Source organism: Flavobacterium aquidurense (assembly GCF_031458035.1).
In the GTDB taxonomy this organism is placed as follows: domain Bacteria; phylum Bacteroidota; class Bacteroidia; order Flavobacteriales; family Flavobacteriaceae; genus Flavobacterium; species Flavobacterium aquidurense_C.
The window spans coordinates 399,512-412,105 of sequence record NZ_JAVDXR010000003.1 but is presented as its reverse complement, the minus strand read 5'-3'; the positions used below and the strand labels follow the sequence as shown (position 1 = coordinate 412,105).

The following is a 12,594-nucleotide window of genomic DNA, read 5'->3' as shown; positions in this document are numbered from 1 at the left end:
CTTAGCATCCGGACTTTTTAAATCTTTTTCTTTGCGACAATTACGTACGTATCATAAGCATAAGTTTTTCTATCGATAGTTTTTATTATTTCGAAATTATTTAAATATAAAAAAAGCTGAATTTCATTAAGCGTAAAAACCCGAACGGTAGAAAAATCATTCTCAATAATTTCTTTTTCATTATTTATATAAGTGTAGTATTGTGCTGTCCATTCCAGCATAAAGTTTTCAAGGAAATTGTTTGTATCCCAATGACTTTCTCGAATATAATTTACATTTTCATATTCTGCTTCATGCGTAATAATTGGGTTCTCTTTGGTAAAAGGAATAAAACGATTTGCATCAATAAAATCGAATATTATAATACCATTATTAGTCAGGTTTCTATACAAGGCTTCAAAAGTTTTATTGATATCGTCATTAGTAATTAAATAACTTGTTGATCTTCCTGTAATTAAGATCGCATCGACAGGATTATTGAGTTTAAAGTCTCGCATATCACCCTGAATAAAAGAACAATTCTTATTTCGTTGCTGAGCGATTTCAATCATACTTTCACTATAATCGAGACCTTGGTAGTGCTGCTTGTTTTCCTGAAATCGTTTTGCAAGATTTCCTGTCCCGCTGCCAATTTCGAGAATAGTTGAACTGTTATTTTCCTGAATCAGATTATTGTAAAATATATATTCTTCGTCGTAATTAACAAAAGTCTGATACATTGCGTCGTAAATAGCGGCCATTTTGCCATCGTATAAATTTGCCATAACTATGAATTTTTAATATAAAATTATAAAAAAAAGGGCTGTCATAAGACAAGCCCTTTTTAATTATTTAAACCAATGTAAATTAGAATTTATAGTTTAAGGATAAATTAAACATAGTTCCTAATTGGCTAAAATGTGAACCATCATAAGTCATTCTTGAATAACGTTGGTTGAATGTAATTAAGTTAGACTGCCCTTTTACAGCTGCCGGATCTGCTAATAATGCCTCTCCTGCTGCATTTTCAGCTACAAATTTCCATTCTGGTAAAACATTAAATAAGTTGTTTACGTTTAATGCGATTGTTAGTTTTTCAGTAGCATTAAAATTAACTCCTAAATCAGTAACAATTTTAGCAATGAATTCTGTTTTAAGGTTAGGTTGAGAGTCATCTCTAACTGTTTCACCACTAGCATCTCTTACCAGGTTTCCGTCACCATCTCTTACTTCGTTAGAAACTAAACCATCTTGATTAAAAGTAGATTTTCCGAAATAGGTATTATTAAGGGAGAAACCAAATTTACCAATTTCATAATTTGCTCCTAAAATCCATTTTGTCTTAGGTCTTGATGTAAAAGTCAATGAATTTAAAATATCACTGAATGAACTATTGTTTTTCATTCCGGAAATTCTTTCGTTTTCAAAAGTAACATTTCCAGATAAATTAAAGCCTAATTTGCCTTCACCTAAACCAATGTTATTATAACTTGCAACCACATCCAGACCAGAAGTTCTAGAATCAAAAGCATTAGAGAAATACGCAATATTACCAATAACTTCACCTGTAGTAGGTACAACTTCATATTGTTTATCACCTAATGTTACTCTGTCTTCTATTTTAATATTGTAATAATCAAGTGTTATGTTAAAATCTTTGAAAGGTTTTGCTCCAAGACCAACTGTAATGTTTGTTGATTTTTCTGGTTGCAATTGATTAACACCAAGTTTACGAGCCTGAGGTGAAACGTTATTAACGATTCCACTTACTTGAATTCCTTCACCAGGAACAAAAGAATATTGAGATTTTTGAGTATAAATTTGGTGTAATGTCGGAGCTCTGAAACCAGTTGAAACAGATCCTCTTAGAGTAATTTTATCGTCAAGGAATTTATATCTTGTACTTGCTTTCCAAACTGTTGCACCGCCAAAATCACTATATTCTTCATGACGGACAGTACCGTTTATTAAAAAGTCTTTAGTAATATCATAAGCAACATCAAAATAAACACCTACGTTATAGCGATTCCATTTTCCTGAGTTTTCAGGTCTGTTTCCAGCAAATGAATCAGCTCCTAAACCATCCCAAGAAGCTTGATCTCCTTCAATAACAGTGAAATACTCAGATCTGAATTCGGTACCAAAACCAATACTGATTTTGTCTGATAAAATTTTAGAAATATCGATATTTCCAACTAAATGATTAAAAGAAGTCCCTCCCGGATTAAATGAAATAGGGCTATTTTCTCTATAAATTTCGTTTCCATCTTCATCAAGAATACTAGATCTGTTCAAAGAATTGTTTACTGAATAGGTTTGTTTATTGCCACCTACAGTTATACTGGCATCTGTATTCCAGCCATTTTTTACATTTTTAAAACCCAGAGTACCATTATAATCACTTAGGTTCCCTTCGAATGTAGGGCCATATCCTTCGTAAGATGGATTTGCAGGGTCACCGTTTCCAAAGAAATCATTAAGGTATGGTTCGTCTGCTAAAGGTCTCCAGTAAGGTGTTCTGAAGTTGGCAAAAGAATTTACTTTTTTATACACATAAGCGGCATTGTAGTATAGTTTTGTATTGTCGCTTATGTCGCTACCTCCGTTAATCAAGAATTTAGCTGCAGCCGTTTCTGGCGATCCGTTAATGTTTCCGGCATCAGGATGTTTAGCAAGAAACGCTTGCACATCTGCAAGGTTTGCGCCAAAATCTCCTGCATCACCTTCAGCATCAACTGTTCCAGGTCTGTTGGCTAAATTTACTTTAGAAAAATCTACGGTGTAATTTAAGAAACCTTTTTCTCCAACTGTAGTACCGCTATTTAAGCTTACGCCTAACATTTCGCCGTCACCTTCAGATGTAATTCCACTTCTTACAGTTACTTGTCCGGCGCTGGCATTTTTTTTCAGAATTATATTCATAACTCCGGCGATTGCATCAGAGCCATATTGTGCTGAAGCACCATCACGAAGAATCTCTACTCTTTCGATAGCATCTGTCGGAATTGCAGAAATATCTGCCCCTGTTTCTCCACGTCCCGGTGAAGTTTGTACATAAAGTAATGAGCTTAAGTTTTTACGCTTACCATTAATAAGGATTAAAGTTCTGCTTGGCCCCATATTTCTAATTTCATACGGATCCAGTAATGATGTAGCATCATTTACCGGAGTTTGTACGGTATTAAAGGATGGAATTTTGTATTGTAATGCTTTATCAAATGTAGCTTGTCCTGTTGAAGTCAAATCTTTAGACGATAATATATCAATAGGCAGTGCAGTGGTTGTGTTACTTCTTGCAGCTGTTCTTGATCCAGTTACAACTACTTCATCAAGATTTTGTCCGCCTTCTTCAGATAACGCAACATCAATTTGTGAGGTATTTGCTAATCTGGTAGCGCTGTTGTATCCCACATAGGTAAAAATTAAAGAAGCGCCTTCTTTTACGGTAATTTTATAAGATCCATCAATATCTGTAGATACACCGTTGTTGGTTCCTTTTTCAACAATGTTAACTCCAGGAAGAGGGGTTCCTGTGTTATCTTTTACTGTACCTGAAACTTGCCGCTGTGCAAAACTGAGCACAGTGCTAAATAGAAATAATAAAATTGCAATTTTTTTCATGTTTTAAACTTTTTGGTTAATTATTGGTGTTGGTTTGTTAAATATTGTGATAAAAATAGTATTATTTAACAAAGTATTACGAAAAAGTTTAATTTTTTTTAAGAAAAGTCGTAAAAAAACAGATGTTGATATTTTTTGTTTCGCGCAAGCGGTATTAAATCTTATATTTGCAAATTTTAAGGTCAGAAATTATGATTTTAACAAAAGAGAAAATAAACAAAAAATATATTTAAGACGATTAAGTTTGAATACCATTAATTTGATATATAAGTAATAATAGTAGTATTTAAGCGCGATCGAATCACATAAAATAAACAAAAACAACAGATGAAAGCAGGAATTGTAGGATTACCAAATGTTGGAAAATCAACATTATTTAATTGTTTATCTAATGCAAAAGCGCAAAGTGCGAACTTTCCATTTTGTACAATCGAACCTAATATTGGTGTTGTAAACGTTCCGGATCCAAGAATCAATAAATTAGAAGAATTGGTAAAGCCAGAGCGCGTACAAATGGCAACAGTTGATATCGTAGATATCGCAGGTTTGGTAAAAGGTGCAAGTAAAGGTGAAGGTCTTGGAAACCAGTTTTTAGGAAACATTAGAGAGTGTAACGCTATTATTCACGTTTTGCGTTGTTTTGATAATGACAATATCGTTCACGTTGACGGAAACGTAAATCCGATCCGTGACAAAGAAACTATCGATATCGAGTTGCAGTTGAAAGATTTAGAAACGGTTGAAAAACGTTTAGAGAAAGTAAATCGTGCTGCTAAAACCGGAAATAAAGAAGCGCAAACTGAAAAGGCACTTTTAGACAGAATCAGAGAGGCATTATTACAAGCTAAATCAGCTCGTACTATTACTCCTCAAGGTAATGACGAAGAAGAGTTAATGGAATCTTTCCAATTAATTACAGCAAAACCAGTATTGTACGTTTGTAATGTTGATGAAAATTCAGCAGTAAACGGAAACAAATATGTAGATCAGGTTCGTGAATTAGTAAAAGATGAAGATGCTGAAGTTATCATCCTTTCAGTAGGAGCAGAGGCTGATATTACCGAATTAGAGAGCTACGAAGAGCGCCAGGTTTTCCTTGAAGATATGGGATTAACTGAGCCGGGAGCGTCAGTTTTAATTCGTGCAGCTTACAAATTATTAAAACAACAAACTTACTTTACCGCAGGTGTAAAAGAAGTTCGTGCCTGGACAATCAACATTGGAGCAACAGCACCTCAGGCTGCCGGAGTGATCCACACTGATTTCGAGAAAGGTTTCATCCGCGCAGAAGTTATCTCATACGAAGATTACGTTCAATATGGTTCTGAAGCAAAAGCAAAAGAAGCAGGAAAATTCAAAGTCGAAGGAAAAGAATATATTGTTAAGGATGGTGATGTAATGCACTTCCGTTTTAACGTATAGATTTTTTTTGAGAGAATAGAATCAAGAATAAAGAGAAAAGACTAAAAACTGCTGAAGAGATTCAGCAGTTTTTTTTATGTTAAAAATTTAATTCTTTCAATTCATTGCACAAAGTCTGTCATTTCGACGAAGGAGAAATCCCCGCAAGTAACTCCGAAACGAGAACCCAATCCTTGTCGAGCTTCTCGCGGGGATTTACTTCGTCTGTTCGCTATCGCTCGGGTCTCCTTCGTCGAAATGATAAAAAATGCGAATAAATCTAATTTTTAAAAAAAAAAATAAAGAGTAAAAAATCCGTGTAAATTCCGCGTCTTCGCTTTAGCGAATCTGTTTCATCCGCGTTCTGTTTTAACATTCCAATCTACCTTTGAAATTTAAAATTAATTTTTGGCTCAAAAATTGGTTACAACAAAATAACCTAATTCATTAATCCAAAAACAATCAACCAAATGCTAAAAAAATCTTTTAAATTTCTCGGCTGGACAATCCTCGGAATTATTACGTTTCTCGTTTTATATTTAATCGCGATGTATCTGATTTCAAAAATCACAGTCAATTCAGATATTGCACAAATAGATGAAAAAGATGGAATTCCGATTTACATTCTTTCCAACGGAGTTCACACCGATATTGTAGTTCCGGTTGCAAATGAAGTAAAAGATTGGCGAAAAGAAATACAATTCAGTCAGACACAATCAAAAGATACATTGGCAACATTCGTAGCATTTGGATGGGGCGATAAAGGTTTTTATTTGCATACGCCCGAATGGTCCGATTTAAAAGCAAGTACAGCTTTAAAAGCAATTTTTGGAGTAAGTTCTTCCGCCATGCATACTTCATTCTATAAAAGCCTTGCGGAAAATGAAAATTGCAAACGCATTTATATTTCAAAAGAAAACTATCAAAAACTAGTCTCCTATATTTCTGAAAGCTTTCATAATCCCACAAATCCGGAATGGATTCAAGGTTATAGCTACGGCAAAAAAGATGCTTTTTATGAAGCAAAAGGAAGTTACAGCCTTTTTTATACTTGCAATACATGGGCAAATAGCGCTTTGAAAGCTGCCAATCAAAAAGCAAGTTTATGGACAGTTTATGATAAAGGAATTTTTTGTCATTATCAGTAAAAGAGAATAATCGAATAAGTGTCAACATGGTAAAAATATAAGATTTGCTCAAAAAGCAACAATTCAAAATTTTTGCGTATTTCTTAAATTTGAGAGACTATCAAAAAATCAGTATATCGTGAAAATAAAAAATATATTCGCTAAATCATGGTTTCTGCTAAAAAATACTTTTACAGAATTTAATGATGACAATGCTATTAAACTGAGTGCTGCGTTATCATATTATACCATTTTTGCATTACCGCCTTTATTGATTATCATTATAACAATTTGTGGTTTTTTCTTTGGAGAAGAAGCGGTTACAGGACAATTATACGGACAAATAAACGAATTGGTTGGGAATGAAGCTGCAGGCCAGATTCAGGAAGCTATTAAAAATGTAGAGCTTTCAGGCAGCAATGTTTTTGCAACTGTATTTGGTGTTGTAATGTTATTAATTGGTGCCTCAGGAGTTTTTGCAGAAATTCAAAGTTCTATTAATTTTATTTGGGGATTACGCGCTAAGCCAGATAAAGGTTTTAAAAAATTCATTCAAAATAGATTAATGTCATTCTCGATGATTGCGTCAGTTGGTTTTTTAATGCTGGTCAGTTTATTTGTGAATACGACACTCGATGTTATTAGTACACGTTTAAAAGAATATTTTCCGGAAAGTACCGTTTATTTATTTTACGTAGTCAATTTAGTAATTGTGTTGTCAAGTATAACACTTCTTTTTACTATTATTTTTAGAACATTGCCTGATGGAAAAATAAGATGGAAAGATGCCTTAATAGGTTCATCAGTAACAGCAGTCCTTTTTATGATTGGTAAATTTGCTATAGGTTTTTATTTAGGAAGCTCTACTGTTGCATCTGTGTACGGAGCAGCAGGTTCCGTAATTATTATACTGGTTTGGGTTTATTATTCGGCAATAATTCTGTATTTTGGAGCAGAATTTACGAAAGTCTATGCTAAATCGTATGGAGGAAAAATCTATCCAAACGAATATTCAGTCGAAATAGCCAAAGAGATTTATGAAATTGACGAACCCAAGAAAGAACCAATAGAAGAAACATTACAAAAAGAGAAACCATGAAAATAGTAGCATTTGGAGGAAGTAACAGTACGCAATCAATCAATAAACATTTAGCAACTTATGCTGCAGGTTTATTTGAAAATGCAGAAGTGGAAGTTTTAGATTTAAACGATTTTGCGATGCCATTATTCAGCGTTGATTTAGAGAAAGAAATTGGGCAGCACGAGCTTGCGAAAGCGTTTTTAAACAAAATTAAGTCAGCAGATTTTTTAGTGGTTTCATTGGCAGAAAATAATGCGAATTATTCAGCAGCATTCAAAAATGTTTTTGACTGGAGTTCCCGAATTATGAAAGAAGTTTTTCAGCAAAAACCTATGTTGTTAATGGCAACTTCGCCTGGAGCAAGGGGAGGAGCGTCAGTATTAGAAATAGCCAATAATGCTTTACCAAGATATGGTGCACAAATAAAAGCCACTTTTTCTTTGCCAGCTTTTAATGCTAATTTCGATTTAGAAAAAAATCAAATTACTAATACTGAACTCGACAAAGAATTAAAAGACATTATAAAATCATGCATCAATTCATGAAAACAAAAAAGCTAGTTCTTCTATTGCTTTTAAATATAATTTTTCTGCAATATTCTTTTGCACAAAAGTATAGTACGGTTGACAAAGTTGTTTTAAAATACCCAAAAAGTTTTGATAGCCCAGAAGAATTAGCAGAAAGAATTCAATACGATTTTTCTTCAGATTATGATAGGGCGCGGGCAATTTACAGTTGGATGGCCTTCAATATTAAATATGATTATGCTGCCTTTTTAAATCCACCTAGAACGCAAAGCTTTTCCTATCGAAGTGAAGCCGAAAAGCAGCGAAAAATAGAAGCACTGAACAATCAAATGCTTCAAAAGGCATTCAAATCTCAAAAAGCAGTCTGCGAAGGTTTTACGCTTTTATATCAATATTTAGCTTCATTGATGGGGATCAAATCAGAAATTATTCGGGGAGATTCTAAAACCAGACTGGCTGATATTGGACGAAAAGATACAACTTCAAATCATGCCTGGAATATCGTTTTGCTAAACGGAAAATGGCGTTTAGTTGATGTTACCTGGGGTCAGGGTTATTATGACAGCACTAAAGGTCGAATGATAAAAGATTTTGAACCTGCTTATTTTGATACCGATCCAGATTATTTTTTTGCAAAGCATTTTCCAGATTCTGGTTCTTTTTTAGGTCAAAAAATAAGTAAATATGATTTTCTTAACGGACCTTTAGTTTATAATAAAGGAATAGCTGGTGATAATAAAATTTTGGCACCGGAATCTGGGATAATTGAAGTTAAAAATGGCGATAAAATAACTTTTCAGATTAAAAACATTTCGAAATCAGATCAGTTTTTTTATTTGAATAAAAAAAATCAGGCAGTTAGAATTGTAAACTCCCGAGAAAGAAGAGGCAGTCTGGAATTCCAAATTACTTTTAATAATACTATTGGCGATTATATCACATTTTTCTTGAATACCAACAGCATCGCTTCTTTTAAAGTAGTTTCGAGATAACTATTACTGTATTCTTTTGTGAAATTGCCGTATATTAGCAGTTACTGAAAAAATAAGTGATTTGTGGTATGGAGACAACTTTTTTGAAGTCAATTTTGGATAATGATTTCTATAAATTTACGATGCAGCATGCTGTAATCAGGCTTTTTCCAAAAGCTAAAGTTCGTTATGCTTTTATTAATCGGGGACAACATGTTTTTCCGCCCGGATTTTCAGACTTACTTAGAAAATCGGTTGACGCAATGGCTGATCTTCGGTTGACCAAAGACGAAAAGAACTACCTATCACACCATTGTCCTTATCTCGATCCCACTTATTTAGATTTTCTGCAAGGCTATAGTTATGATCCGTCCGAAGTTAAAATTACGCAGGAAGGTTCTGAAATAAAAGTTATTATTGAAGGTTTTTGGTACCGCACTATTTTGTGGGAAGTGCCTTTGATGGCTTTAATTTCGGAGTTATTTTACAAGACAAATCATTTGATTCGTTTAAATGATGAGGCAATAAGAGACCTGACCAAAAATAAAATTGACAATTACAATACGCTAGGAGTTTCTGTTTTAGAATTCGGAACCAGACGCCGTCATTCTTATGATGTACATGTTTTAGTCAACGAAACCTTAACTGAATATGGTTCTCAAAGTTTCATGGGAACGAGCAATGTGCATTTTGCAATGGTCAATAACAAACGTCCTTTGGGTACACACGCACACGAATGGTTTATGTTTCATGCTGCGCAATACGGCTTTAAAATGGCCAATTTAATGAGTTTGGAACACTGGACACAAGTGTATGGTGGCGATCTCGGAATTGCACTTACAGACACTTATACAACCGATATATTTTTCAACCAGTTTGATAAAAAATACTCCAAACTTTTTGATGGTGTGCGACATGATAGCGGCGATCCGATAGAGTTTGCGCAAAAAGTAATCAATCATTATATAAAAATGGGAATTGATCCAAAATCAAAAGTTATTGTTTTCTCAGATTCGCTTAATTTTGATAAGGTAAAAACGATAGCCAATTTCTGTAATGATAAAATCAAAATGTCTTTTGGTATAGGAACTAATTTCACCAATGATGTTGGTCTTCCATCCATGAATATGGTGATTAAATTAACCGATACAAAACCTGATAATACACATTGGCAGGGTGTTGTAAAACTTTCTGACGAAAAAAATAAAAATACGGGAACGCCCGAAATGATTGCTTTGGCCAAAGAAGTACTCGGAATCAAGTCGTAATTTTTTGATTTAGAACTGTTTTTTTTTACTTTTAAAGCTTGTAATTTTTTAAATTCAATTTAAATAGAATTCAAAGCTGTTATTATTCGTAACAAAAAAGAAATACGCTTTTATTTTTTACGTAGAAATGGTACATTAGCCAAAAATCCAATTCATTTTATGCTAGAGCAAAATCAATATAACGAAGATAATATCCGATCACTCGATTGGAAGGAACATATTCGTATGCGTCCCGGAATGTACATCGGGAAATTGGGAGATGGATCTTCGCCGGATGACGGTATTTATATTCTTTTAAAAGAGGTTTTAGACAACTGTATTGATGAGTTCGTAATGGGCTCAGGAAAAACTATTGAAGTGACTATCAAAGACAAAACGGTTTCGGTTCGTGATTACGGGCGTGGAATTCCGTTAGGGAAAGTAGTTGATGTAGTTTCGAAAATGAACACGGGTGGAAAGTACGATTCTAAAGCTTTCCAGAAATCTGTTGGTTTGAACGGGGTCGGAACAAAAGCAGTAAATGCTTTGTCAAATTATTTTCGTGTAGAATCAGTTCGTGATGATAAACAAAAAGCAGCAGAATTTTCGGCTGGAAATTTGGTTTTAGAAGAAGATGTAATCGAAACAACAAAGCGAAAAGGAACAAAAGTAACTTTTACGCCAGACGAAACGATTTTCAAAAATTACAAATTCCGTATGGAATATGTCATTAAAATGGTTAAAAACTATTGTTACCTAAACAATGGTTTGACGATTATTTTCAATGGAGAAAAATATATTTCTGAAAATGGTCTTCGTGATTTATTAGAAGAAACCATCAGCGAAGAAGATTTAGAATATCCAATCATTCACTTGAAAGATCACGATATTGAAATCGCTTTAACACATAGTAAAACACAATACAGCGAAGAATATCACTCTTTTGTAAATGGTCAGAATACAACACAGGGAGGGACGCACTTAGCAGCTTACAGAGAAGCGCTTGTAAAAACCATTCGTGAGTTTTACAATAAAAATTTTGAAGCATCAGACGTCCGTAAATCGATTGTAAGTGCGATTAGTATTAAAGTTATGGAACCTGTTTTTGAGTCTCAGACCAAAACAAAATTAGGTTCAACCGATATGGGTTCTGATGATGGAACACCAGCAGTTTCAGTTCGTACTTTTGTAAATGATTTTGTAAAAAATAAACTAGATAATTATTTACATAAGAATCCGCAGACTGCAGAAGCTTTATTACGAAAAATTCTACAGGCCGAAAGAGAGCGTAAAGAGTTATCAGGAATTAGAAAACTGGCGACAGATCGTGCTAAAAAAGCCAATCTTCACAATAAAAAATTAAGAGATTGCCGTGCGCATCTTCCGGATACTAAGAATCCAAGAAACTTGGAGAGTACACTTTTTATTACCGAGGGAGATTCGGCTTCCGGATCGATTACAAAGTCGCGTGACGTAAACACACAAGCCGTTTTTAGTTTGCGTGGTAAGCCTTTGAACTCGTACGGAATGACGAAGAAAATTGTGTATGAAAATGAAGAATTTAATTTGCTTCAAGCCGCTTTAGATATCGAAGATGGACTGGAAAAATTAAGATACAACAACATCGTAATCGCAACCGATGCCGATGTCGACGGAATGCACATTCGTTTGTTGTTGATTACTTTCTTCTTGCAATTTTTTCCAGAGTTAATCAAAGAAGGGCATTTGTATATTTTACAAACGCCGCTTTTCAGGGTTCGAAATAAAAAAGAAACTATTTATTGTTATTCTGAAGAAGAAAGAAGAGACGCGATCGAAAAACTAAAACCAAAACCAGAGATCACCCGATTTAAAGGTTTAGGAGAGATTTCGCCAGATGAGTTCAAGAATTTTATTGGAGAAACTATCCGTCTTGATCCAATTATGATGGATAAAAATACTTCAATTGAGCAGCTGTTGTCTTTTTATATGGGAAAAAATACGCCGGACAGACAAGAATTTATTATTAAGAATTTGAAGGTGGAGTTGGATGCTATTGAGGAGGTTTAGAAGAATATAATCTATGAGGAAAATAATTTTTTTTATTGCAATCTTACTTTTAGTTTCTTGTAAAAAGAATGAGGTAGGAAAAACATTTAGCAAAGTAATCCATAAAAGAGATTTTCCAGTAAAGAGATTTTCTAAAATTGAACTGATTTCTTATTACAATAGAGTAGTTTGGGACACGAAATATAAAGGAGAATCACAGAGTTATAAAGTATTAGTTGATAATTACAAATTAACTTTTGATAGTACAATGATTCAGGAAAGAGTTGTACTTAATAAGATTCAAGAGAAAGAACTTTTAAATCTAATAATATCTGATACTTGTACTTTGGAACAAATTACATCCGCGTGTTATAATCCGAGACATATGATTTTATTTCGTGATAATAAAAACAGAATCATTGGCTATAACGAGTTTTGTCTGGAGTGTTCAAGTTCAAGAAATTCATCTAATCTAGATGGATTTCAAAAATATTGTTATTGTGATATGCAGGCATTATTCAAGAAGTTTGGAATTAAACTTTTTATAGAAGATAAAGATGTAGATAAAGAAGAAAAATTCTTTAAAAATAAAGGGATTTTAGAATAAAAATT

At 33.7% G+C, this 12,594-nt stretch carries 10 protein-coding genes; 8 read left to right on the top strand and 2 right to left on the bottom strand.

Annotation, left to right across the window (positions count from 1 at the left end):
* Nucleotides 1-17: 17 nt before the first annotated feature.
* Both J2X17_RS07280 and J2X17_RS07275 read right to left on the bottom strand, forming a co-directional pair.
* A complete protein-coding gene (locus J2X17_RS07280; RefSeq protein WP_310296097.1) occupies nt 18-764 on the bottom strand; it encodes a class I SAM-dependent DNA methyltransferase in 747 nt (248 codons plus the stop codon).
* 82 nt (nt 765-846) lie between these two features.
* The gene (locus J2X17_RS07275) at nt 847-3,600 is read right to left on the bottom strand and encodes a TonB-dependent receptor (protein ID WP_310296095.1); all 2,754 of its coding nucleotides are present in this window, start codon (nt 3,598-3,600) and stop codon (nt 847-849) included.
* A 327-nt stretch (nt 3,601-3,927) separates the two neighbouring features.
* Here J2X17_RS07275 and ychF point away from each other — a divergent pair, with 327 nt between their 5' ends.
* The 8 genes from ychF (at nt 3,928) to J2X17_RS07235 (ending at nt 12,589) form a co-directional block, all read left to right on the top strand.
* A complete protein-coding gene (gene ychF, locus J2X17_RS07270) occupies nt 3,928-5,022 on the top strand; it encodes a redox-regulated ATPase YchF (RefSeq protein WP_310296093.1) in 1,095 nt (364 codons plus the stop codon).
* A 449-nt stretch (nt 5,023-5,471) separates the two neighbouring features.
* Complete coding sequence (locus J2X17_RS07265) at nt 5,472-6,149, top strand: TIGR02117 family protein (RefSeq protein ID WP_310296091.1); 678 nt, start codon at nt 5,472-5,474, stop codon at nt 6,147-6,149.
* A gap of 118 nt (nt 6,150-6,267) precedes the next feature.
* The gene (locus J2X17_RS07260; RefSeq protein WP_310296090.1) at nt 6,268-7,227 is read left to right on the top strand and encodes a YihY/virulence factor BrkB family protein; all 960 of its coding nucleotides are present in this window, start codon (nt 6,268-6,270) and stop codon (nt 7,225-7,227) included.
* Nucleotides 7,224-7,754 carry an NADPH-dependent FMN reductase gene (locus tag J2X17_RS07255; RefSeq protein ID WP_310296088.1) on the top strand — a complete coding sequence of 177 codons (531 nt, stop codon included), beginning with the start codon at nt 7,224-7,226 and terminating at the stop codon, nt 7,752-7,754. Before J2X17_RS07260 ends, J2X17_RS07255 begins: the two co-directional genes overlap by 4 nt.
* Nucleotides 7,751-8,728, top strand: a complete 978-nt coding sequence (locus tag J2X17_RS07250; protein WP_310296086.1) for a transglutaminase domain-containing protein — start codon at nt 7,751-7,753, stop codon at nt 8,726-8,728. Before J2X17_RS07255 ends, J2X17_RS07250 begins: the two co-directional genes overlap by 4 nt.
* A gap of 68 nt (nt 8,729-8,796) precedes the next feature.
* Nucleotides 8,797-9,975 carry a nicotinate phosphoribosyltransferase gene (pncB, locus tag J2X17_RS07245; RefSeq protein ID WP_310296084.1) on the top strand — a complete coding sequence of 393 codons (1,179 nt, stop codon included), beginning with the start codon at nt 8,797-8,799 and terminating at the stop codon, nt 9,973-9,975.
* Nucleotides 9,976-10,134: 159 nt separating this feature from the next.
* Entirely contained in the window at nt 10,135-12,003 is a 1,869-nt protein-coding gene (locus J2X17_RS07240) for a DNA topoisomerase IV subunit B (protein WP_310296082.1), read from the top strand.
* Nucleotides 12,004-12,016: 13 nt separating this feature from the next.
* Nucleotides 12,017-12,589 (top strand): hypothetical protein, encoded by a 573-nt coding sequence (locus J2X17_RS07235; protein WP_310296080.1) that lies wholly within the window; start codon nt 12,017-12,019, stop codon nt 12,587-12,589.
* Nucleotides 12,590-12,594 lie beyond the last annotated feature (5 nt).